At 63.1% G+C, this 22,747-nt stretch carries 24 protein-coding genes; 12 read left to right on the top strand and 12 right to left on the bottom strand.

Translation table 11 applies throughout. From position 1 onward, the window contains the following. From AC1DYO_RS05285 to AC1DYO_RS05275, 3 genes are all read right to left on the bottom strand, one after another. Positions 1–669 (bottom strand): DUF1007 family protein, encoded by a 669-nt coding sequence (locus AC1DYO_RS05285; RefSeq protein ID WP_181057482.1) that lies wholly within the window; start codon positions 667–669, stop codon positions 1–3. 167 nt (positions 670–836) lie between these two features. Next, on the bottom strand, positions 837–1,736 hold the full coding sequence (locus tag AC1DYO_RS05280) for a LysR family transcriptional regulator (protein ID WP_477260983.1): 900 nt from the start codon (positions 1,734–1,736) through the stop codon (positions 837–839). A gap of 3 nt (positions 1,737–1,739) precedes the next feature. After that, complete coding sequence (locus AC1DYO_RS05275) at positions 1,740–2,939, bottom strand: amidase (protein WP_477260981.1); 1,200 nt, start codon at positions 2,937–2,939, stop codon at positions 1,740–1,742. 540 nt (positions 2,940–3,479) lie between these two features. On the opposite strand from AC1DYO_RS05275, the gene odc2 reads away from it, so the two are divergent. Both odc2 and AC1DYO_RS05265 read left to right on the top strand, forming a co-directional pair. Then, a complete protein-coding gene (gene odc2, locus AC1DYO_RS05270; RefSeq protein WP_477260979.1) occupies positions 3,480–4,613 on the top strand; it encodes an ornithine/lysine decarboxylase in 1,134 nt (377 codons plus the stop codon). A gap of 147 nt (positions 4,614–4,760) precedes the next feature. Then, positions 4,761–5,462, top strand: coding sequence for a GNAT family N-acetyltransferase (locus AC1DYO_RS05265; protein ID WP_477260977.1), 702 nt, complete (start codon positions 4,761–4,763; stop codon positions 5,460–5,462). 87 nt (positions 5,463–5,549) lie between these two features. On the opposite strand, the gene AC1DYO_RS05260 is transcribed toward AC1DYO_RS05265, so the two are convergent. From AC1DYO_RS05260 to AC1DYO_RS05235, 6 genes are all read right to left on the bottom strand, one after another. Next, a complete protein-coding gene (locus AC1DYO_RS05260) occupies positions 5,550–5,834 on the bottom strand; it encodes an SCP2 sterol-binding domain-containing protein (protein ID WP_477260976.1) in 285 nt (94 codons plus the stop codon). 200 nt (positions 5,835–6,034) lie between these two features. After that, positions 6,035–6,583 (bottom strand): hypothetical protein, encoded by a 549-nt coding sequence (locus tag AC1DYO_RS05255; RefSeq protein ID WP_477260974.1) that lies wholly within the window; start codon positions 6,581–6,583, stop codon positions 6,035–6,037. Between the two features lie 28 nt (positions 6,584–6,611). After that, complete coding sequence (locus tag AC1DYO_RS05250) at positions 6,612–7,028, bottom strand: hypothetical protein (protein ID WP_477260972.1); 417 nt, start codon at positions 7,026–7,028, stop codon at positions 6,612–6,614. A 13-nt stretch (positions 7,029–7,041) separates the two neighbouring features. Beyond that, positions 7,042–7,614, bottom strand: a complete 573-nt coding sequence (locus AC1DYO_RS05245; protein ID WP_477260970.1) for a rod-binding protein — start codon at positions 7,612–7,614, stop codon at positions 7,042–7,044. A 204-nt stretch (positions 7,615–7,818) separates the two neighbouring features. Then, positions 7,819–8,988, bottom strand: a complete 1,170-nt coding sequence (locus AC1DYO_RS05240) for an NAD(P)/FAD-dependent oxidoreductase (RefSeq protein ID WP_477260968.1) — start codon at positions 8,986–8,988, stop codon at positions 7,819–7,821. Continuing rightward, positions 8,988–9,692, bottom strand: coding sequence for a class I SAM-dependent methyltransferase (locus AC1DYO_RS05235; protein ID WP_477260966.1), 705 nt, complete (start codon positions 9,690–9,692; stop codon positions 8,988–8,990). The genes AC1DYO_RS05240 and AC1DYO_RS05235 overlap by 1 nt, the downstream gene beginning before the upstream one ends. A 344-nt stretch (positions 9,693–10,036) precedes the next feature. On the opposite strand from AC1DYO_RS05235, the gene AC1DYO_RS05230 reads away from it, so the two are divergent. The 5 genes from AC1DYO_RS05230 (at position 10,037) to AC1DYO_RS05210 (ending at position 14,740) form a co-directional block, all read left to right on the top strand. Then, positions 10,037–11,053 carry a type III polyketide synthase gene (locus AC1DYO_RS05230; protein WP_477260964.1) on the top strand — a complete coding sequence of 339 codons (1,017 nt, stop codon included), beginning with the start codon at positions 10,037–10,039 and terminating at the stop codon, positions 11,051–11,053. Next, complete coding sequence (locus tag AC1DYO_RS05225) at positions 11,053–12,261, top strand: sulfotransferase family protein (protein WP_477260962.1); 1,209 nt, start codon at positions 11,053–11,055, stop codon at positions 12,259–12,261. The genes AC1DYO_RS05230 and AC1DYO_RS05225 overlap by 1 nt, the downstream gene beginning before the upstream one ends. Continuing rightward, positions 12,203–12,886 (top strand): Tgt2/MlaC family protein, encoded by a 684-nt coding sequence (locus AC1DYO_RS05220; RefSeq protein WP_477261465.1) that lies wholly within the window; start codon positions 12,203–12,205, stop codon positions 12,884–12,886. Before AC1DYO_RS05225 ends, AC1DYO_RS05220 begins: the two co-directional genes overlap by 59 nt. A gap of 88 nt (positions 12,887–12,974) precedes the next feature. Beyond that, on the top strand, positions 12,975–13,616 hold the full coding sequence (locus AC1DYO_RS05215; RefSeq protein WP_477260960.1) for an ABC transporter ATP-binding protein: 642 nt from the start codon (positions 12,975–12,977) through the stop codon (positions 13,614–13,616). A gap of 2 nt (positions 13,617–13,618) precedes the next feature. Continuing rightward, positions 13,619–14,740, top strand: coding sequence for an ABC transporter permease (locus AC1DYO_RS05210; protein WP_477260958.1), 1,122 nt, complete (start codon positions 13,619–13,621; stop codon positions 14,738–14,740). A 34-nt stretch (positions 14,741–14,774) separates the two neighbouring features. Here the strand turns inward: AC1DYO_RS05210 and AC1DYO_RS05205 are convergent, their stop codons facing one another. The 3 genes from AC1DYO_RS05205 to flhA are packed head-to-tail and all read right to left on the bottom strand — an operon-like array spanning position 14,775 to position 17,996. Next, a complete protein-coding gene (locus tag AC1DYO_RS05205; RefSeq protein WP_477260956.1) occupies positions 14,775–15,158 on the bottom strand; it encodes a hypothetical protein in 384 nt (127 codons plus the stop codon). Position 15,159: 1 nt separating this feature from the next. Further along, positions 15,160–15,912 carry a flagellar biosynthetic protein FliR gene (gene fliR / locus AC1DYO_RS05200; RefSeq protein WP_477260954.1) on the bottom strand — a complete coding sequence of 251 codons (753 nt, stop codon included), beginning with the start codon at positions 15,910–15,912 and terminating at the stop codon, positions 15,160–15,162. Continuing rightward, on the bottom strand, positions 15,909–17,996 hold the full coding sequence (gene flhA, locus AC1DYO_RS05195) for a flagellar biosynthesis protein FlhA (RefSeq protein WP_477260952.1): 2,088 nt from the start codon (positions 17,994–17,996) through the stop codon (positions 15,909–15,911). The genes fliR and flhA overlap by 4 nt, the downstream gene beginning before the upstream one ends. 124 nt (positions 17,997–18,120) lie before the next feature. Here flhA and AC1DYO_RS05190 point away from each other — a divergent pair, with 124 nt between their 5' ends. The 5 genes from AC1DYO_RS05190 to AC1DYO_RS05170 all read left to right on the top strand — a co-directional run bounded on the left by AC1DYO_RS05190 (position 18,121) and on the right by AC1DYO_RS05170 (position 22,726). Continuing rightward, positions 18,121–18,420, top strand: coding sequence for a putative quinol monooxygenase (locus AC1DYO_RS05190; RefSeq protein WP_477260950.1), 300 nt, complete (start codon positions 18,121–18,123; stop codon positions 18,418–18,420). Positions 18,421–18,679: 259 nt separating this feature from the next. Then, positions 18,680–18,817: a hypothetical protein gene (locus AC1DYO_RS05185; protein WP_477260948.1), complete on the top strand. Its 138-nt coding sequence runs from the start codon at positions 18,680–18,682 to the stop codon at positions 18,815–18,817. A gap of 125 nt (positions 18,818–18,942) precedes the next feature. Continuing rightward, complete coding sequence (locus AC1DYO_RS05180) at positions 18,943–20,778, top strand: chloride channel protein (RefSeq protein ID WP_477260946.1); 1,836 nt, start codon at positions 18,943–18,945, stop codon at positions 20,776–20,778. Positions 20,779–20,955: 177 nt separating this feature from the next. Then, entirely contained in the window at positions 20,956–21,609 is a 654-nt protein-coding gene (locus AC1DYO_RS05175; RefSeq protein WP_477260944.1) for a helix-turn-helix domain-containing protein, read from the top strand. 40 nt (positions 21,610–21,649) lie between these two features. Then, positions 21,650–22,726 (top strand): extracellular solute-binding protein, encoded by a 1,077-nt coding sequence (locus AC1DYO_RS05170; RefSeq protein WP_477260942.1) that lies wholly within the window; start codon positions 21,650–21,652, stop codon positions 22,724–22,726. The last annotated feature ends 21 nt before the right edge of the window (positions 22,727–22,747 follow it).

Genomic DNA, 22,747 nt, shown 5'->3' with positions numbered 1-22,747 from the left:
TTATCCTTCTGGCGGGCAGTTCAGTTCGAGCTTGGTGGCGAAGATCTTGCTCATGTCGGTGCCTGTCGGGTCGTTGAAGAAAGCTTCCGTCAGGGTCTTCTGGTTTTCCTTGATCGCCTCGTCCGGGTCGGGCCGGATCACCTTGCTGGTGCAGTTCGAGGGCAGGCCTTCAACGGTGATGTTGGAATCTTCGGTAAAATCGATCGCCGTATAGAAGGTCGGATCGTAGACGCCGAAATCGATCTTGCCGGCGAGCTTGATCGGCTCCTTCGGCTCGGATTCGAACAGGATGATCAACTGGTCGTTGTCGAAATTGGCCATCAGATGCGGCGGCGGCGTCATCGGCACGTCCTTGCCATCGACGGTGACGAGCTGGAAATAGTTGAACTCGGCCAATGAAGCATGGACGGTGTCGGCGACATCCTTCAGCTCCTTGTCGTCAAGCTTCAGGTCGGAGTTCTTGTCGAATTCCATCATCACCGTACTCGAAAACAAATCGTCGAAGCGCCAGAGGTGGCGCAGCGCTTTCACACTTTGGTGATCCGGGGACAGGATCACGTCGAGGCGGGCCTCGGCGAAGACATGAGGATGCGCGCCAGCCGCTCCGACGGCGGCAAAAGTCGCCGCCAAGGCCGAAGCCAGCATGATTGCGTGCTGTTTCAGGTGCATTCTCGGTCGCTGTTCCATCGGCCTCGGAGAGATTTCGAGAGGTTACCAGAAAGCGGGCGAAATTGGGACCGGTGCTGCGTGTCGCCCAAAAGTGCGAAGCGGTTTTGGGACAACGACACGCACCGGCAAAAACTCAAAGCGCAACGCGCTTTGACGGCGAAGCCAGGTCAGGCGTCCTCGCGGTTCTTGAACCACTGCACCAGGAAATCCACAAAAACGCGGACCTTGGCCGGCAGATAGCGGCGGTGCGGGTAGACGGCGAAAATACCGCTGCCCGACTGGATGCGGTCGTCGAGCAAAGAAACCAGCCGGCCGGATGCGAGGTCGGGGGCGGCGATGAAATCGGGCAGGATGGCGAAGCCCAGGCCCGACACGGCGGCGGCACGCGCGGCCATCGGACTGTTGACCTCGATCGGCCCCGACACGTTGACGCTAACGGACTCCTCGCCCTCGCCCTTGAAACGCCAGTTGGCGAGCGAACGGCCGTTGGTGTCGACGATGCAGGGCATGTTGGCGAGATCCTGCGGGCGCGTCGGCTTGCCGTGCTTGGCGATCAGCTCCGGCGATGCGCACAGCCTGACCGAAAATGGCCCGAGGCGCCGGGCGATCAGCGAGGAGTTTTCCAGCCGCGAGATGCGCACGGCAAGATCGAAGCCCTCCTCGACCAGATCGACAAAACGGTCATCAAGATGGATGTCGAGCACGATGTCGGGATGCTGCTTGGCGAAATCGATCAGCGACTGGCCGATCGGCGCATCGGCAAAGGTGCGCGCCGCCGACAGTTTGATCCTGCCGCGCACGTCGCCGGAGGATTCGCGCACCGCGTCGGCCAGGCTGTCGACCTCGCGCACGATTTCCGAAGCGCGGCTGTAATAGGTATGGCCGGCCTCGGTCATCGAGAACTGGCGTGTGGTGCGGTTGAGCAGCAGCGCGCCGAGCTCGTCCTCGAGTTCGCGCACATATTTCGACAGCAGCGCCTTGGAACGGCCGATCTTGCGCGCGGCGGCCGAAAAGCCCTCGGCCTCGACGACGTCGATGAAGGCGCGCATGCGGGTCAGTGTGTCCATGGATCAGGCCTTTCGTGCCGTATCGAGAAGCCGCCGGCCGAGCCGTATCAGGGCAATGTCACTGCCGGGAGGGCCGAGCAGCGAGAGGCCGAAAGGGGCGCCGTCAACCGAGCCGAGCGGCAGGGTGATTTGCGGAAAGCCTGAAAGACCCGAAAGGCAAAGAAGATGCAAGGCCCTTTCGCGGTAGGCCTGGAGCTGCTGCGGCTCGCTTTTGACCAGAGGAGCAGGGCCCGGAACGGTGGGGAGGACCAGAAATCCGCCCTGGCCGAGCAGAGCGGCGAGTTCGGAGCGGAAGGTCAGGCGGCGCACCGCCTCGGCCCGCGCGGTCTTTGCGTCGATCGTCCGGCCAAAGCCGAAGCGCTCCTCGACGCCCGGTCCGAGATCGCGCTCGCCCGACACGATCCAGGCGCCGTGTTGGTTCCAGGCCTCGCAGGACTGCAGACGGCGAAAGCACCAGTAGAGCTCGTCGGGGAAGGAAGCGAAGACGTATTCCACCGGCTTTGGTTCGCCGACGACAGTAGCCGCCAGCGCCCTCATCCTGGCATACTCGGCGGCCTCGGCGGGGCCGGCGACGAAGGCGTCCAGCCAGCGGATCGAAAGCGGGCGGTTGAGAAGGTGCTGGTGCGGGTCGCGGCCGAGCAGCAGTTTGCCGATCGTCTCATAGGTCTCGATGTCGTCGGCGAACCAGCCGAACGTATCGAAACTCGGCGCCAGCTTCATCGTGCCTTCAAGCGAAATGCGGCCATGCGTGGTGCGCAGTCCGATCAGCCCGCAAAAGCTCGCCGGCGCCCGGATCGAGCCGCCGGTGTCGGAGCCGGTGGCGATGTCGGCAAGCTTGCCGGCCACCGCCGCCGCCGACCCGGACGAGGAGCCGCCGGTGACGCGATCGGGCGCCGCCGGGTTCACCGGAAACGGAAAATGCGCGTTCTGGCCCATCAGCGAGAAAGCAAGCTCGTCGGTCTGCGTCTTGCCGATGAAGCGCGCGCCGGCGTCGAGAATCATCTGCACTGCCGGTGCGGTGCTGGAGGCTGCGTGCGCCTCGTTGAACTTCACCAGATTGCCGCAACCGGTGCGATAGCCGGCGACATCGTAAATGTCCTTGACGGCTAGCCGCAGCCCGGCCAGCGGCCCCAATTCCGCGTTGGCAACCGGCATTCGGCGCAGATCGAGAAAGGCGTTGAGCGGGCCGTGCGTGCCTGTCATCGTTCGATATCCGGATACGGTTGGCGCAGCATTGTTCGATGCCAGAAATTTTACAACCTGGGATACGATTTTTATTGATTGTGAAATCTTTCGATCTTATATCGCGCTTGCCCAAAGTCGCACGTGCCTGTGGGTGTCCGCCGATCCTCGAATGGTGAGGGAAATCGGTAAGGTAACTGGAGCTAACCCCTCCAGTCGGTCTAGCGGCCAACCGCCAGCCCGAGGACACCTTGAAGCAACGACGGTGCGGGCCTTTCTGGTGTTCTGCCGGTCGTCCAAAGACCGGGGTTACTGAAGAGGCACACCTTCATTGCCGGCAGTGCGGACGGGTCTCCCATCCAAGCCAAGGCAGACAAAGCGAACCGAGGCCGGGCAAGGCCAAGGTTCACCGCCGCGAGACGGCGTTTCATGGTTCCGGGGTCTCCACCGGCTGGTTCCATGAATTTCCGTCCCGCCTTTGTCCACCGCGAGTTCGCGAGGCTGACAGCCCGTGTCCCGCAGCCTTATTGCGCGCCGCAAGGCGTTTTATGGAGAGACCCGATGGCCACCCAGCGCATCCTTGACTTCCTCGCCACCCGACGTCCGTCCGGCCCCTGCCTCGTCGTCGACCTCGATGTCGTGCGTGACAATTTCCGCGCCTTCGAAAAGGCGCTGCCCGATTCCAAGATCTACTATGCGGTGAAAGCAAACCCGGCGCCGGAAATCCTGCGCCTCCTTGCTGCGATGGGCTCGTCCTTCGACACCGCTTCCGTTGCCGAAGTCGAGATGGCGATGGACGCCGGTGCGCCGGCGGACCGCATCTCCTTCGGCAACACCATCAAGAAGGAGCGTGACATTGCACGCGCCTACCAGCTCGGCATTCGGCTGTTCGCGGTCGACTGCGTCGAGGAAGTCGACAAGATCGCCCGCGTCGCTCCCGGCGCGCGTGTGTTCTGCCGCGTCTTGACCGACGGCGAGGGTGCTGAATGGCCGCTGTCGCGCAAGTTCGGCTGTGTGCCGGCGATGGCGGTCGACGTGCTGCGCCACGCCAAGGTGCTCGGTCTCGACGCCTATGGCGTGTCGTTCCATGTCGGCTCGCAGCAGACCGACCTGACGGCATGGGACCGTGCGCTGGCCGACGCCAAGAAGGTGTTCGCCACGCTCGCCGACGAGGGTATCGTGTTGAAGATGGTCAATATGGGCGGCGGTTTCCCGACGCGCTATTTGCGTGACGTGCCGGCGGCCCAGGCCTATGGCCAGGCGATCTTCTCGGCGCTGCGCAAGCATTTCGGCAATGCCATCCCGGAGACAATCATCGAGCCGGGCCGCGGCATGGTCGGCAATGCCGGCGTCATCAAGTCGGAAGTCGTGCTGATCTCGAAGAAGGCCGACAACGACAATGTGCGCTGGGTGTTCCTCGACATCGGCAAGTTCGGCGGTCTGGCCGAGACGATGGACGAGGCGATCCGCTATCCCCTCGTCACGCGTCATGACGGTTCGGAGACCGCACCTTGCGTGCTCGCCGGCCCGACCTGCGATTCGGCCGACGTGATGTACGAGAAGACACCGTATCCGCTGCCCTTGTCGCTGACCATCGGCGACGAGGTGCTGATCGAGGGCACCGGCGCCTACACGACCACCTACTCGGCGGTCGCCTTCAACGGCTTCGAACCTCTCCGATCCTACGTGATCTGACGGCTTCGGCCTTCAGATCTCCCCAGGCGGGCGTTTGCGTCCGCCCGGGTTCGCCTGTGGAACAAGCTCCGCTCGTGAAGGATCGCGGAAATGGATATTGCAAATTTCATTGACGGTGCCGTGGGATTCTCCCCCCTTGAGGGGGAGATGGCCGGCAGGCCAGAGGGGGTCGCTTCGGCTGCCTCGACTTCTTTTGCGATCAAGGGCGTTAGCGCTTCACGCGTGGCGACCCCCTCTGTCGCCTTCGGCGACATCTCCCCCTCAAGGTCTGTCGCCTTCGGCGACATCTCCCCCTCAAGGGGGGAGAGTGCCCGCGCCATTGTCATCGTCGCCGAAACCGCGGCAGACATTGCATCGCGCGAAGCCTTGCTGGACGAGGCCATGGGCCCGATGCGGCGCAAGAAGTCGTCGGAGAAGTTGCGGCGCGGCCGCCGGCCTTCGGAAGGCCTCGCCTTTGTCGTGCGCGATGCGGCCGGCGCGGTGACCGGCACCGTGCGGCTGTGGGACGTGCGTCTGGGCGAGGGCGGTCCGGCAGCGCTTCTGCTCGGCCCGCTCGCCGTCGACCCGGCCCTGAAGAACGCCGGCATCGGCTCGGCGCTGATGCGCCATGCGCTGGCCGAGGCCGCGCGTCTCGGTCATGCCGCGATCTTGCTGGTCGGCGATGCGCCTTACTACGGCCGCTTCGGCTTCTCGGCTGACAAGACCGGCGCGCTGGCCATGCCCGGTCCGTATGAGCGGCATCGCCTGCTGGCGCTGGAGCTGGTCGAGGGCGCACTCGACGGCGCGCATGGCACGCTGAAGGCGGCGGGTCGCAAGCTCAAGGCGCTGCCGCTGACGTTTGCGGCGTAAAAAGCCGGCTTTCGTCTATGTAGAAACCTTGGGGTCGACAAAAGCAAAACGCCGCCTGATGGGGCGGCGTTTTGCTTTTGCGACGGATTAGCCGAGCAACTGGCTGAGCGCCATGGCGACCGTCATGTCGCCCTCGACCTTTATCTTGCCGGACATGAACGCCATGGTCGGGTTGAGATCGCCGGCGATCAGCGAGTCCAGATCGTCGAGCGAGAGCTTGACGGTACAGTCGGTCGGCGCGTCGGTGTTCGAGACGGTTGCGCCGTCGATGACGATGACGCCGTCGCTGCCGGTATCGAACTTCACCGAATGTTCGAACCCGGCGCTCGCCACGCGCGACTTCATCTTCTCGGCAATCTCCTGAACGCTCATGACTGTTCTCCTCGTCTCGTTGCGTTTTGCCACGCGTCAGTGACCGGCCTCTGCCGAAAGTCGCTGTCTCGCGCGTGCCGCGATCCTGGTCGCTTGGCGCATATAGCTTCGAGTTGACGTAAACGTCAACGCAATGGCGATGCGTCATCTCGTTCAGTCGAAGGGAATGCGGCAGAGAAATATCCGCCCCGCGACGAAGGCTAGTGTTCCGCAGCCGGCTTGGCCGGCTCGGCCTGCGCCGATTCCGCGGGTGCCGGTTCGGTCGGCGTGGCCGGGTCCTTGCGGCGGCGCATGGCGTTGTCGCGGATCTCATCCTTGGTCAGGAAGTTGACCTGGTCGATGAGCACTTCATGCACCAGATCCGCGCCGACGCGGGCGTTGACGGTGTCGCGTATAGCCTTGCGGAAGGCGTCGAGATCGATGGTTTCCTTCTTGGTGAAGTCGATCTGCGGATTGGAATAGAGATAGGAATAGACCTGATCGGTCATCAGCGCTTCGGCCGGGATCGACATCTTCTTTATCTCGGCCGGCTCGACCGTGTAGACGAGCTTGGTGAGGAAATAGCCGTCGATTTTGGCATTGCGGATCAACGGCACCGAGATGATGTCGGTCTTGACGTAGTCGAGACCGCCCAGCATCGGCTTCGGCGTCTCGCCGACACCGCGCTCGCCCGCGGCCTGGAACGAATAGAACACGGCGCCGAGCGTGGCGGCGCAGATCCATATCGCGGCGGCGATGAATTTGATCACGGGTTCTTCCGGGGTCTTGCAGCAATCATCAGCTCGCCCATCCGAATTCGCCGGCCGAATAGGTGCCGTCGGCTTCGGCGCGCTGGATGGCGTTCTTCAACAGCGTGGCGACCTCGTTGACTGCGTTGAGGTGCGCGAGGATCGCCGCTTCGTTCTTCGCCAGCTTCTGGCGCAGCCGCGCCAGGCTGTCGCGGTGCTGCTCCAGGAATTCGACCTCGTTGGCGCCCTTCATGGCGCGGGTCAGCTCATAAAGATAGCGGCTCTTGCGGGCGTTCGAGGCCTTGAGGTCATAGCTGGTGTCGTTCTTCAGACCCGCCGTCTCTTCCTCGACCGCCTCCTCGATGCGGCCAATGATGGCGGCAAGGTTGCCCGGCCGTGCGAAAGGGATCGGCGCCTCGGAAGTACGCGCCGGCAGGTTGGAAGAGAATTTTGAAAAATCGGCCATTGAAAATCCTGGTCTAGATCTTGATGTCGGTTTTGATGGTCGTCTCGTCGCCGGTCATCGACCGGGCGGCCTTGCGCTGCAATTCCTCGACCAGCGAGGTGGAGAGCCGGGTCTGCTGGTCGATCTCGGTCTTGTGCGGCCCGGTTGATACCGGCCCGATCGGCACGGTGCGCTTGCCGTCCTTGTAGTGGTCGGCCAGCAGCGATTTTGCGATGCCGATGCCGCCGCGTTCGGCCATGACGTCGGCGACGCGCTCGGCAAGCTGCGATTTCCACATGTCGCCGGCCAGCCCCTTGCCGTAGACGCCCTCGGTGTCCTTGGGCAGCATGTTCTGGATGAAGGTCTGCAAGACCATCGCCTCGAACTTCTTGAACTTGCTGGCGGGATCGGCGCCTGCTGCGGCCTTGTCGGCCGTGGCGCGCGACAGGATCGAGCCGGCGTCGACCGAAGCCGCCATGTCGACGGAGAAGGCGCCGCCAACGCCGTTGGCCCGCTTGGTGAGCGCGGCACGGGCAGCCTCGATATCCGTCGGGTCGACGGCTCGGGCAACATCGAGAACGATGTCGCTGGGTGGAGAAATCGCCAAGAAAGTCCGCCTCTTTGCCGGGTTTCCTAAGCGACCATGCCGCAACAAGCTTGTGGCAGGCTTGCGCGGGAGAGGGGAGGCGGAATGCGGATTGTTTGTCTGTTGCGCGGAAGCATCTCGACCCGCGTGCGGATATGCTCGACGGTACCCTCTGCATCACCCCAACGCCTCATTCGGTTGGTCAATGAGCAGCGCTACTTGACGTCAAAAGCCCGGAACAGGCTGGGTCTTTCCACTCAATCGAGCGCCAAGTGTCAAAGCCGCCGGAAAATTCTTGATCACGGCGCGCATAGCCGTCGCGCCGCCAGGCCCAAGCGCTATTCGGGCAATCAAGGCTGCGGCACGCAGACGGGTCGAGAATTGTCGACGCCATTCCCTTTCGTAGCGATGTCCGGCCCCATCGTGGCCCTCGTGGCCTTTACCCGACGCGATCAGTTCTCTCGCAAGGAGCCAGCCGGATTGCAGCGCCATCGAAATGCCTTCAGCGATTACAGGATGTGACTCACCTGCGATGTTGCCGACGCGGAAGATGCCTTGATCATAGCCAGCTCGAATACCGGGATGAATCGGTCCTGCTGCGAGCCATGGGCCATCCAGTTCGGCACCGGCGAGCACAGTTCCTATGCCTCGGCACGAGGCCAAAACGTGGCGCCACAACGCATCGGCGGCCGCAGCGTTTCCAGAGCGCTGGCGCAGCCCGGACAAAACGTCCCGGCGAATACAGCAGGAAATTGAAACCCGGCCATGGTCTGCCGTTACCATTCCTCCATAGCCGCCTGGGAATACCAGCAACGGCATCAGGTCGGGCGCCAGTGCGGCGCCGGTGAAATGCGCCTTGAAACCGAAAAGGTCGGAAGGTTTGCTTGTTCTTGCAATGTGGCTTGGGAGCTTCCCGGTTTCCCAGGATCCATGCGCGGCAACTACCACAGGTGCGCTCAAAACCTTTTGCTGCTGTCCCTCTTCCACCGTCACAAATTGCAAATCATCGCGCCGGCGAATTGCGACAGCCTTGCAAGGCTGGAGAACTTCGACACCCGCACGTTGGGCGGCCTGTAACAGCATGTAGTCCAGACGATCGCGGCCGAGCGCGCGGCCAGGACCCGCCTTGGCGCCCGGCATTCGCGCCTCGGCCGAGACATCGCCCGAAAAGAACCCGACGCGACGTATTTCCGGGCCGGCTTCCGCGCGCCAAATCTCGCCGACGCCCAACCGGTCAAGCAAGGCAAGGCTGGTCCCTGACATGAATTCGCCGCAGACCTTTCGACGCGGAAACTCCACCTTCTCCACCATTGCCACCGACCAGCCATGTTGGGCCAGCGCTATGGCGGTAGAGCTGCCGGCGGGGCCAGCACCGATGACAATTGCGTCGTGCATCATCTGGCGCCGGGCACGCTGGCACCGACGAAAGCTTGAGTGAACAGGCCCCGGCGGCCCTCAATCACAGGCGTTCCCCCTGACAGTTGCCACAATTGTGAAAGTTCCGTGCCGCGAAAACCGGCGCGGACACTTTGCGCCGCGTCGTTCAGTGTCACCGCGCAGGCGCCGATCAATGGCAGCAATCGTGTCGCGACAAGTGGCACCTTGGCCCTAAGCGGCTCCGTCGCGACGAGCATCGGAGCCATCGTCATGATCCGGGCAAGCAGCTCCAGGAGGCGCGTGTCGTCGAAGTGATGGAGGATAAGGTTGGCGCAAACAAGATCGAAGGGCTTGTCCACTGTCCAATCGAATATATCGGCGGTTACGGGTTGCGCCCGCCAACCAAATTTGGCGAAAGAGTTGCACACATCCTTGCCGATCAGGCCGATCCTGTCGACCATAACGATCTCGACGTTGGGCCAACGCCGCGCCATCAGCCGCGCCACCGTCAGCATGAACTTTCCGTCACCGGCGCCTATTTCGAGGATGCGCAGCGGCGGCGTTTGCACGTTCGCCCGAAAGAGCGACGCCATGAACCTGGCCTGGAACATCAATGCATTGATGCGAACGAGATCACGACGGGATGCGATCGCACGAGGATCATCGGCCGGGAGGCCGTCGAGGAGCTCTGGCTCCAGATGCCTGATGTTTATGTCGGTCATGCGATGCATCGGAAATCTAGGCTTCAGCCGGCAATCCGGCAAATAGAATTCGGTCTTACCTTTATGGCTGAGCGCTGTTCATGGCGGAGCTCGCATGTGAACTCAATCCGGATAACGAAGCCGAACGTCGGTCCCTTTCATACAAGATTGGAGGCTGGTATCACAGTTTGCTAATGAGAAATATCGGCGCCGCGCAATAAAATACCTTATGCCGACGTTTACCTCAGGAGACGCTTCCCCAATTCCTAGACCTCTTATGAGACCCGATTGGGCTCATTGTCGGAGCAATTTTGTCCCCTCAAGCGTATCTGAACCGCATTGCCACGTCAGTTCCAGAACACGACGTGCATCAGTTCTACCTCCGCTATGGAGCTTTGCTGCTTGAAGACGATGCCCAGCGCCTTACGCTCTTCGAACGAATGGTCGCTCTCGCCGGGATCGAACATCGCTATTCCTGCTTTGCGCCCGCCGACGATCCGCGCGGTGGGGCAATTGACCGCGACGGCACCTCGGTCAGGGGCTCGTTCGCCAGCACCGCAATCCGTATGGAGATGTACGAGGCCGCCGCGCCGGAGCTGGCGCAGAAGGCCGTCGACAAGCTTCTGGTCGATGACGACCGCTCGCTGATCACGCATTTGATCGTGACGAGCTGCACCGGCTTTTCGGCGCCTGGCATCGACCTCGAACTGGTGCAGCGATGCGGCCTGGCAACGTCGGTCGAGCGGACCATCGTCGGCTTCATGGGATGCTATGCCGCCATCAACGCCCTGAAGCTGTCACGCCACATCGTGCGCTCCGACCCGAAAGCCCGCGTGCTGATCGTCAACATCGAGTTGTGCACGCTGCATTTCAGAGAGGCCACCGAGCTTGAGAAGCTGATCTCGTTCTGCCTATGGGGCGACGGCTGCGCAGCCGCGCTGGTAACGGCCGAACCGCTCGGAATCCTGCTCGAAAGTTTCCACGCCATCGTGGCAGTGGAGCGCAAGGAGTTGATGAGCTGGCACATCCGCGACGACGGCTTTGACATGGTGCTGTCCGGCCAGGTTCCCGGCGCGGTCCGTGAGACGCTGCGCAACGAGCATCCGGCCATCCTCGGCGGCAGGCCCGCCAAGGAGATCGATTTGTGGGCGGTGCATCCCGGCGGCCGCTCCGTGCTCGACGCGGTCGAGCGGGCACTCAAACTGGAGCCCACCGCGCTCGCCGTATCGCGCGAAGTGCTGCGGCAATACGGCAACATGTCGTCGGCAACCGTGATGTTCGTGATGGCCGAAATGCTGAACGAGCCGTCGGGCCTGCTCGGCTGCGGCATGGCGTTCGGGCCGGGATTGACCACCGAAACCATGATGTTCCGGACTGCCTGATGAGGGCCCTTCACGAAAACTTCTCGCTCGCAGCCCGTCGGCTGGTGCCCTATCTGCCGTATCCGCACTTTATGTGCGTGGCACCTCTTGACGCAGTGATGCGGATCCTGTGGCGCGCAGAAGGCCGGATCCCTCCCGCTTACTGGCCGCGCCTGGCGCTCCTGCTGCTGATTTCCGGCATCAACACGATCGCCTCCCTGCCGGAGCGCTTGATCCTTGGGGCATGGCTGCGGCTACAACCTCCGCGGATGGAGCGGGATAACGCGCCGGTGTTCGTTCTTGGCTACTTCCGATCCGGGACGACTTTTTTGCAGAACCTGCTGGCGGCCGATCCGAGCCTAAGATCGCCGAGCTGGCCGCAGGTCCTGGCCCCTCAGACATTCGTCCTTGGCTGGGTTCTCCTGCGCTACCTTTTCGTACCCTTGCTACCGTTGACGCGCCTCAACGCAGTGGTGCCGGTGGGCGCCAGGTTGCCAGCGGAGGATGACTTCGCGTTGAACAATATGGGTGGGATGTCCGTCCTCACAGGACGCGCGATACTTCCCCGCCGGCAGGCCTTCTTCAATCGATTTCACGATCTCGACGCGCTTTCGGCGGACGAGTTTAGCCGCTGGCGCTCACATCAGTTGGCTTTCGTCCAGAAGCTTGCTCTCGTTGCGGGCGGGCGGCGACTTCTGCTCAAGTCGCCGAGCCACACGGCGCGCGTCCGCTACCTCCTGGAATTGTTTCCTGGCGCCAAGTTTGTCCACATCTCCCGTTCGCCGGAAGTCGTGTTCCGGTCCAACCTCTTTCTGGCGCGCGAACTGCAACGTGCATTCGCCCTGCAGCCGCCACTGCCCGAGGATGAGCAGGAGGAGATCATCGCTCACGAATATCTCGCCACAGAGATGCACTATCTGGCGGACAGAGACCAGATTCCAGCTGCCGACCTCGCGGAAGTGCGGCTGCAGGATCTCAGTGACGACCCCGTGGGCGAGATGAAGCGTATCTACGGCGAACTCGGCCTGCCATTTTCCCGCGGCTGTGAGGAGCGGATGTTGCAGGTCGCCGCGACGTTCGGCAAACAGGTGCGCAGCCGCCATGCCGACCTGACGGAAAGGCAGAAAGCGCGCGTAGCTCGCCTCGCACCGCTGGCAGCCGCTTTTGGGCATGCGCCTGCGCGGGCTCCTGGGACGCTCGATGTTGACAGCCAACAGCGCATTGGATGACATAAGGATCATGACAGCAGCCCTATGGTCGCACGCAAGCTGGGTAGCTTTGGCCCGGCTGTTGCTCGTCTCCGCGCTACTCGCGATCTGCGCCCCACCGCTTTCGGCAGCGGCTGATGAGCAGAGTGACGCGGTCAAGTTGGTTGAGACTGTGCGACAGGCGGCAATTGCGCTTGGGCACGGTGGATCCGCCGAGGGGCAGCTCCGCTCCATCTCAGCGGCGTTCGATGGCAAGGGAATCGCCCAAGCCGTGCTCGGGACGTATTGGCGACGCGCGAGTGCAGACGACCGCGCCTCGGTGGTCGATGCGCTTCTCTACGCTATTGCGCACCGGCTGGCCGACAGGCTGGAGCGGACGCAGGACAAGACTCTCACCGTGCTCGGCACAAAGGCTCTGGCTAATGGCGACATCCTAGTGCGCAGCCAATTCCGCCGGCCGCTCCACGGCCCGACGTCCGTGGACTGGCGTGTCCGCCACTGCCGCGGACAGCTTTGCATCGGCGATGTCTTTGTCGACGGCGGCTCCGTGACCGTGCAGCAGCGGGACCGCGTTGCCCAGCTGCTCGCCGGCAACGGCGGCTCGATCCCGGCACTTGTCGCCGATCTCAGGAAAGGCCGAGTATGACTCCTCGTTCGTGCTCATGTCCCTCCTCGTCGAATTGAGCAATGTCGGCCGCGACTTTGACGGCGGCCGCATTGTCGCCGTTGACGATGTGTCGCTTGCGATCCAGGATGACGAGACCGTCGCCATTGTCGGCCGGAGCGGGAGCGGCAAGTCCACGATCCTGAACCTGGTCTGTGGGCTCGACCGGCCGACGCGCGGCGAAGTTCGGTTCGAAGGAAGGGCCATCAACGGAAGGGCTGCATGGGCAGCCGTCCGGGCAAGCAAGATCGGCATCGTTTTCCAGAACTTCTTCCTGCTCCAGTCCTTATCGGCGCGCGAGAACATCGAGGTGGCTTTGCTGGGGAACCTCGGCGGAGCGCGGCAGCGTCGCGATCGCGCGCTCGAGCTTCTGGCACATTTCGGTCTTGCCGAGCGCGCTACGCTCCGGCCGGCTGAGCTTTCGGGCGGCGAACGCCAGCGGCTTGCAATTGCGCGGGCGCTTGCAAACCGTCCGAAGCTTCTCGTTGCGGACGAGCCGACAGGAAGCCTCGACGTGCAGACGAGCCAATCCGTGATGAGCATCATCGGCAACGTGCATCGCGAGTTCGGCACCGCAGTGATCGTGGTGACCCATGACGAGGACGTGGCCGCACTGTGCGGTCGGCGCGTTGAGATTTCGGATGGCCGCATTCGGTCGGACAGCCGAATAGCGGCGGTGTCGACGCCTGCGCCGACGTCGGGGATGCGCTAACCATGACAGAGCTGACTCTGCCCTTGCGCGGTCTCATTGCACGTCCGCTTCGCACCCTCCTCACGATTCTCGGCATCGCTTTGGCGGTCGCGGGGTTTGTGGCGCTTACCGGCCTGACCGCCGGCGTCCAGCATTCGTTCGCATCGGGAATCGATGAGAACGGTGCGGACCTGGTGGTAAGCCAGCGCGGCGCGTTCAACCTGGTGAGCAGCACCGTGCCCAGGTCGCTGGGCTCCGGGCTTTCCGCGGTGCCAAACATCGAGGCCGCGTCGGGCGTTCTCCTGAACATCACCACCGCTGATGACGCCGCCAATATTGTCATGGCCGGCTGGCCGAGCGGCAGCTTCCTGTGGAAAGACATGCACCTCGTAGCGGGGCGGCTCCCCGCATCAGGGGACCAATGGCCCGTGGTCCTTGGCGAGTCGATCGCCAGCGCTTTGGACAAGCGGGTCGGTGATACGGTCGAGCTCCAGTTCCAGCCCTATCAAATTGTCGGCATCGCGTCGTTCTCGTCCATGCTGAACCAGAACAGCGCCATCGTTCCGCTCGAAGGGCTGCAGCAACTCCTGTCGCGGGAGGACGTGTTTACCTTGTACGAGGTGAGGCTGAAGCGGCCGCTGGACAAGAACGACATCGCCGTTGCTCGAACCCGGCTCATCGTGGCCGCGCCGGGGTTCGAGGTAGGCGACACCGAGCAGTTTGCCAACAGCATCCGCATCTTCGATCTGCTTCAGGCGATTGCCCAGACAATTTCACTGGTCGTCATGGCGATGGCCTCTGTCGCCGTTGCCAATACACTTCTGATGGCGGTAAACGAACGGACGTTCGAGATTGGCGTTCTCGCAGCGCTAGGCTGGTCTCCGCGGCGTATTCTTCGGCTCATTCTCATCGAAGGCGTCTTCATGAGCGCGGCCGGCGGGGTCATAGGGATCATTCTCGGCGCCCTTGCCATGGAATTGGCGGCGAAGACAAAATTCGCGGCGGGCCTGATCGTGCCCTACCTGTCGGGCTGGTCGATCGTGCAGGCGCTGATCTTCGTCTTCATTGCCGGGCCTCTCGGTGCGCTCTACCCGGCCTGGCGCGCCACGCGCCTTCTCCCCGCCGACGCGCTCCGCAGGATCTGACGCGACTGCCTCGTCCGGGAAGGCGCTCAGGCCGCTACTCCCGGCTCCGCTTCTGCGCGATCAGATCCAGCCGGTCGCGGTCGGAGCGTTCGCGCTCGTCGCGGCTTCGCACGTCCTTGTAGGCGCGCTCCACCATATTGGTGCGCGCCGTCGCGGTGGCGATCAGGCCGACCTCCTGCCTGGCGCTCTCAAGGCTGGATTCCTGGCGCACCAGGGCGTTGGCGATGCGGCGATGGTAGAGGTCAGGAAACAGCACCGCCATCGACTGGTCGGCGTCGAAATGCTGGACCAGTTCCTTGGCCTCGGTCTCGGCGGATGCCGCCGCTGCCAGGAAACTCGCATGGCGGGTCTCATGCAGCGCCTTCAACTGCTCCTGTACCTTGACCAGTTTCTTCAACCGTTCCTTGCGCGTGCTCATCTCACCTCGCCAACGTCAGGTCGACGAAGCCGTCGACGAACAGCGACAGCATGGTGCCGATGGCGAAGTAGAAGATGATCATGCCACCGGCAATGACGAAGGGCAGCGAGATGAAATAGACCGGAATCTGCGGCGTCAGCTTGTTGACAAAGCCGATGGTCAAGTTGACCAGGATGGCATAGGCGATGAACGGGCTGCCAAGCCGGATGACCAGGAAGAAGGCGTCGGACACGGTGTCGGTGACATCGACAAGGGCCGCCTGCGGGTTGAAGAAGACGTTGACCGGCGCCACCGTGTAGGAAGCGACCAAGGCACGGATGATCTCGTGGTCGAAATCGAAGACGAAGAGCAGCAACAGCGCTGAAAATGAAATTATGGCGGCGAGCGCTGCCTGCGGCTCCGGCTCCTCGATCGCCGGCCCGCCAGTGCCGCCATAGCCGATCAGCATGGCGATGGCCGAGCCCATGAAGCGCAACGCCTCCATATAGAGCCTGGTCATGGCGCCGATCAGTCCGCCAACCAGCAGTTCCGAAATGATCATCGGCGCCAGCACCTGCGGACGCGCATCGACGAAGGGAAAGATCTTGTCCCACAGGAAGGCGAGCAGGCCACCGGTCGCGGCGATCGACACGAACAGCCGGACCTGGACCGGCACGCGGGCGCTGGACAGGCCCGGCATCAGCATGAAGCAGGCGCCGATGCGGCAGAAGGCGAGGAAGGCGGCGATGACGACGCCTTGCGACAGTATGTTCACGAGATTGTCCCGAGCACCTTGATCTCGACGCCCTTGGCGATTTCGACATGGGAGAGAACCGGAAGCGTCGTGAACAGGCGCTCGATGATCATGCGCACATAGGGACGGGCATCGGGCGCCGTAACGAGGACAAAACGCTCGCCGGCCTCGAGATGCTTGCGGATCGCCTTGGTCGCGTCCTGGCCGAATTCTTCCAGCTGGCGTGGGTCGATGTCGAATTCGCGCACCTCGCCCTTGGCGTCGCGCTTGAGGCTCTGGTGGAAAGCGAGGTCCCAGCGGTTGCCGAGGCGCAGCACCTTGAGCATGCCGCCTTCGGAAAGGTCGCCGCAGATCTGCTGGGCCATGCGGATGCGGACATGCTCGACGATCTGTTCGGTGCGACGCACATGCGGCGCGATCTCGGCGATGGCCTCGATAATCAGGTGCAAATTGCGGATCGAGACGCGCTCGGCCAGCAGCAGTTTCAATACCGCCTGCAGGCCAGGATAGGAGATGTGCGAGGTGCAGATCTCGTCGGCAAGCTTGCGGTATTCCGGGTCCTGGCGTTCGAGCAGCGCCTTCATGTCCTTGTAGGACAGAAGCTGCGGCAGGTTGTTGCGAATGACCTCGGAGAGATGGGTGAGCAGCACCGACATGTTGTCGGCAAAAGTGTAGTTCTCGCGCTTCAGATCCTCGGCGAAGGTCTCGAGCACCGAGAAGGCGCGCATGCCGAAGGCCGGCTCGCGGATTTCCTCGCCGGGAACGTCGGGCAGGTCGCGGGTGCCGAGCAGCACCATGATCTCGCCGACGCGCATCTGGTATTCGGCGACAACGGTGCCATGGACCTTGATCTGGTAGCTCTTCGGCGGGATACCGAAATCGTCGGCGACACGCACTTCCGGCACGACGAAACCATATTGCGTGGCGAACTTCTTGCGCATCTTGGCCATGCGGAAGACCAACTCCTGATGCGACACCAGCAGCCGCGTCGACAGCTGCTTGCCGATCAGAAGCTCGATCTCGGCGGTGGTCAGCGAAGCCTTGACCGAGTTCTTCTCTTCCTCGACCTTGTTGGCCTTCTCCAGGTCCTTGATCGCCTCGGCGGCGGCTGCCTCCCGGTTGGCGCGCATCGGGATGACGTAGCCGAGGCCGGCCATGCCGGCGGCCAGCGTGAAGAACGGGAAGAACGGCAGGCCGGGCATCAGGCCGAGCAGCACCAGCAGCGACGCCGCGACATAGAGCGCGCGCGGGTGGGCGCCGAGCTGGCCGAACACCGCCTGGTTGGTCGAGCCGCGTGTGCCACCCTTCGACACCAGCAGGCCGGCGGCGAGCGAGACAATCAGCGCCGGGATCTGGGTGACGAGGCCGTCGCCGACCGACAGCTTGATGAACACATCGGCGGCTTCGCCCATGCCCATTCCGTGCCTGATATAGCCGATGGCGATGCCGCCGACGATGTTGATGGCGGTGATGATGAGGCCGGCGATGGCGTCGCCACGCACGAATTTCGAGGCGCCGTCCATCGAGCCGAAGAAGGACGATTCTTCCTCCAGCTCCCTGCGGCGCAATTGCGCGGTCTTGTCGTCGATCATGCCGGCGGACAGGTCGGCGTCGATCGACATCTGCTTGCCGGGGATGGCGTCGAGAGTGAAACGGGCGCCGACCTCGGCGATACGGGTGGCGCCCTTGGTGATGACGATGAAGTTCACCACGATCAGGATCATGAAGACGATCAGGCCGATGACGAAATCGCTTGCCATCACCAGCCTGGAGAAGCCGGCGATGACATAGCCGGCGGCGTGCGTGCCCTCATTGCCATGCGACAGGATCATGCGCGTGGTCGCGATGTTGAGGGATAGCCGCAGCATGGTGGCGATGAGCAGCACGGTCGGGAAGGACGAGAAATCGAGCGGCCGCTGGATCCACAGCGCCACCATCAGGATCAACACCGACAGCGCGATCGAGAAGGCGAGGCCGATGTCGATGAGGAAGGCCGGGATCGGCAGAAACAGCACCGCCAGGATGATGACGATGCCGATGGCGAAGAAGACATCGCGGCCGTTCTTGGCCCCTGTTCCCGTCGCTAAGCTTTCGCTGATCGCCATATCGTCCCCGAGCCATGGACTGCCCGAACTTGAGGGCAGCCCTTCGAGCCTAACCGGCCAAGCTTGCGCGAGGGTGGGAGGACTGGTTACTGCTTGGGAACACAGAGGCCTGAGGAGAACGATCATGCTGGTGATCATCGGCACCATCCGGCTGCCGGCGGAGAAACTTGCCGAGGCAAAGCCGGCCATGCAGCGCATGATTTTGGGCAGCCGCGCCGAGCCCGGCTGCGTCGAATACTCCTATGCGCAGGATGTGCTCGACGCCGGGCTCATCCATGTAACGGAGGTGTGGAGCGACAGGGCAGCACTCGACGCGCATTTCCGCTCGCCGCACATCGCCGACTGGCGCGCGAGCTGGGCAGCGCTCGGCATCGGCGAACGCTACCTCATGCTCTATGAGGCAGGCGAGCCCAAGCCGACCTGAGTGATTGGCATCGGCTACGAAGGCCTAGCAGGCGTTGACCTGTCTGCAGGACCAACCCCCGCCATCGGTATCGTGACAGTCTTCATAGCTGCCGTAGCAGGTGTTTGTCGAATTGCGATACCAGGGATAGCCGCCAGGGCAGCACACATCTTGCTGCGCAGTCTGAATAAGCTCTTGTGTCGGTCGGCTTTGTTTTTCCGGATTGCCTCTCGGCAAAAGAGACACTGGGTACGAAATCCTCAATTTCGTCGGCATATCGATGCTTGAGTTGCTCATTGCAGACGAACTTAAAAAAATCATGCAGGCAGCTAATGAAAAAAATCCCCGCGCACTCATCTTCTCCTCCGTGAGGGAAATCGAGACGGGCGAAAATACCATAGGTGCGCCGCTTGCGTAAGCGACCTCTCATATAGTTCGACAGGCTCGCAAGAGAATTGAAGCGGAGGGCGAGCTGCCGTCTTTCGCGGCTCGCCGCACCGCCAAAATGGCGCCACAGGCAGTCGGCATTGCGATTGCCACGCAATGCAGCCGAGCGTATCAGGCACGGCAGCTTTCATCCCTCGCACCCGGCGAGCCGCTCCGTTGCCTAACGAACCCCAGGTCTATGCCCGTCGCCTGCGCGCGGTGCTGATCCGATCGATCCCGCTGCTCGAAGCGCGTGGCATCGTCATCGTTGCGCTGGCCGGTGTCGTCGGGGTGATCTCGGCGGTGCTGGTCACCGGCATGAGCGAGGCCGTACAGGGCATGCATTTCCTGCTGTTCGGCGTCCAGCCCGGCGGCCGTCTCTCCGGGATGTTTTCCCTGCAAAGCCCGTTCCAGGCACTGATGCCGGCGATCGGCGGCATCCTGCTCGGCCTGACGGTGATCTGGCTGCGGAAGCGGAAATTCCGCACCCCGGTCGATCCGATCGAGGCCAATGCGCTCTATGGCGGGCGCATGTCGCTCACCGATACATTTATCATCGCCGGGCAGACGATGATCTCCAGCGGCTTCGGCGCTTCGGTCGGCCTGGAGGCCGGTTATACCCAAGTCGGCTCCGGCCTGGCGTCGCGGCTGGCGCGCGCCTTGCGGCTGCGCCGCAATGATGTCCGCATCCTGGTCGGCTGTGGCGCCGCCGGCGCCATCGCCGCCGCCTTCGATGCACCGCTGACCGGCGCCTTTTATGGTTTCGAGCTGATCATCGGCATCTATTCGGTCGCCAATGTCGCGCCGGTGATGACGGCTGCGATCTGCGCGTCGCTGACCGCCGAGATGTTCGGCGTGGTGCCGTTTCCGATGGAACTCTCCGGCCTGCCGGAGCTGACCGCCAGCCAGTATCTGCCGTTCCTGCTGCTCGGGCTGCTGGGCGGTGCTGCCTCCATTGCCATCATGCATCTGGTTAGCCTGGTGGAACGCGGCTTCGCGCGTCTGGCAATCGACGGTTCGCTTCGGCCGATGATCGGTGGCCTGGCCGTTGGAATGCTGGGGCTGATCACGCCGCAGGTTCTGTCCTCAGGCCATGGTGCGCTGCATCGCGAATTCGCGATGAATTACGGGCTCGCCGTCGTTGCCAGCGTCTTCGTGCTCAAGCTGGCGGCGTCGGCAATCTCGCTCGGCTCCGGCTTTCGTGGCGGCCTGTTCTTTGCCTCGCTGTTCCTCGGCGCGCTGCTCGGCAAGGCCTTCGCGGGCGTCATGGCCATCATCTCGCCGGCGACCGGCATCGACCCTTCCGTCGCCGCCGTCGTCGGCATGACGTCACTTGCCGTCGGCGTCGTCGGCGGGCCGCTGACGATGACCTTCCTGGCGCTGGAATCGACCCGCGACCTGACGCTGACCGGCGTCGTGCTGGCGGCCTCGCTGATGGCGGCGATCCTGGTGCGCGAGACCTTCGGCTACTCCTTCTCGACCTGGCGCTTCCATCTGCGCGGCGAGACCATCCGCAGCGCCCATGATGTCGGCTGGATGCGCAACCTGACGGTCGGGAAAATGATGCGCCAGGATGTCCGCACCGTCGATGCCGCAAAGACGCTTGCCGCGTTTCGCAAGGATGTGCCGCTGGGTTCCGCACAGCGTGTCATCGCCGTCGATGAAGACCAGCACTATGTCGGCGTGCTGATCGTCGCCGAACTGCACAGCGACCCCACAGACGGCGAGACGCCGGTGCTGGCGCTGGCCAAGTTCAGGGATGCGGTGCTGGTGCCGACCATGAACGTCCAGTCCGCCGCCGAAACCTTTCAGCGCGCCGGCGCCGAGGAACTGGCCGTGGTCGAAGATTTCGACAACCGGGCCGTGGTCGGGCTTCTGACCGAGGGCCATCTGATGCGGCGCTATGCCGAGGAACTCGACAAGGCGCGGCGCGACCTGTCGGGCGAAGAGTAGGCCTCAGGCTTTCCAGAATTCATGAGGCGGGTCGGCGGCTCGCTTGATTTGCTCCGCCCGCCGCGGCTTTCGCCCGGCGCCGCAGTGCGTTGCCGGCACCTCAAATTCTCCATCACTCAGCGCTTGCCAGCTGTACAGTGTCACTGTACAAATTGTTCAGTGGGAGAAAAAGACGAGATGAGCAGCGACCAGGCTCCGGTCAAGAACGGCGTCGCCTCTACAGCGACGCATGCCCATCAGATGCTGGGCCAGCGGCTGAAGAGCCTGCGCCTCGGCCGCCGGCTTTCGCTCCGCGAGCTCGCCGAAATGACCGGAACCAGCGCCAGCTTCATCAGCCAGCTCGAACGCGGCCTGACCGGCGCCAGCACTGCTTCGCTCAACCAGATGGCCTCGGCGCTGGGGGTAAGCGTGGCGATGCTGTTCGAGGACAGCGCGGCCGGACAACACGGAGTGCTGCGACGCAGCGAACGGCCGAGCCTGCCGCCCAGCGACGGCTGTCGCAAGATGCTGCTGTCGCGCCCTCCCTTGAGCGACATGGAAGTCTATATCGGTGAGTTCGACATTGGCGGTTCGACCGGCCCCGCGCTCTACACGCATGGCGACGCGCACGAGATGCTGGTCGTGCTGCGCGGTATTGTCGAGGTCTCGCTCGGCGAGGCGCGGCATGTCCTCGAAGAAGGCGACAGCGTCGAATACACGACCTCGACTCCACATCGCACCGAGAACATCGGCAGTGGCCGAGCCGAGGTGATGTGGATCATCGCGCCGCCGACGTCGGTGCGCGCCGAACTCGATCAATACACGGCCTGGAAACCGCTCGCAGCCAGGTAGGTTCATGCCAATGCGGGCCACAAATGGGAGAATGACAATCATGCTGAAAACAAAAGCTTTGTATCTCAGCGCCGTGCTGGCGCTTGGCGTTCTGGCAACGGCCGCGATGGCGCAGGAAAAGCCGGTCGCAGGCGAGGTCAAGGAAGGATCGCTCAAGGGCAAGACGCTGACGCTCGTTTCCTATGGCGGCATCTACCAGGACGGTCAGGCAGCGGCGCTCAAGGAGTTCGTCGAAAAGTCCGGCGTCACCTTGCTCAATGACGGGCCGACCGAGATCGCCAAGCTGCAGGCGCAGGTCGAATCCGGCAACGTCACCTGGGACGTCGTCGATACCGACGACCTGCCGCCTTACGTCTATTGCGGCAAGCTGTTCCAGAAGCTGGATCTGACGAAGCTTGACGTCTCGAAAATCCCGGAAGGCCAGGTCGGCGAATGCTCGGTGCCGGCGATGAACTACGGCGTCGTGCTGATGTACAACACCGAGAAGTACAAGGATAATCCGCCCAAGAGCTGGGCCGACTTCTTCGACACGGAGAAATTCCCCGGCGTGCGCGGGATCGACGGCTCCGGCAGCCCGACCGGCGGCTTGCTCGAACAGGCGTTCAAGGTCGCCGGCGGCGACCCGAAGGCGATGACGGTGGCTGATATCGACAAGGCCATCGATGTGGTCCGCAAGCTCGGCCCCGATACCATTTTCTGGAAGACGGGTGCGGAATCGCAGCAGCTTGCCGAGTCCGGCGAGGCCGACATGCTGATGATGTGGACGGGCCGCGCCATGACGGCGGTGAAGAACGGCGCCAAATATACGCCGGCCTGGCAGGATTGGCTTGTGGTGATGGACCAGATGACCATCCCGGTCGGCGTCAAGGATACGGACGCATCCTATGCGCTGCTCAATGCCTATCTCGGCAAGGGGGCGCAGGAGATTCTGGCGCAGCAGACCTCCTATACGCCGATCAACAACGACGCGCAGCCCAAGGTCGACGCTTCCGTCGCCGCCTTCCTGACCAATACGCCCGAGCGCCAGAAGCAGGGCTACAAACAGAACTTCAAGTTCTGGGTCCCGAACTTTGCGGTGGCGCAGGAGAAGTGGGCGGCGCTGATGGCCGGTAACTGAACAAGCGCGTGAGAGGCAGAC

The organism is Mesorhizobium sp. P2_F5, assembly GCF_056403715.1.
This window is presented reverse-complemented; position numbering and strand designations above follow the sequence as displayed.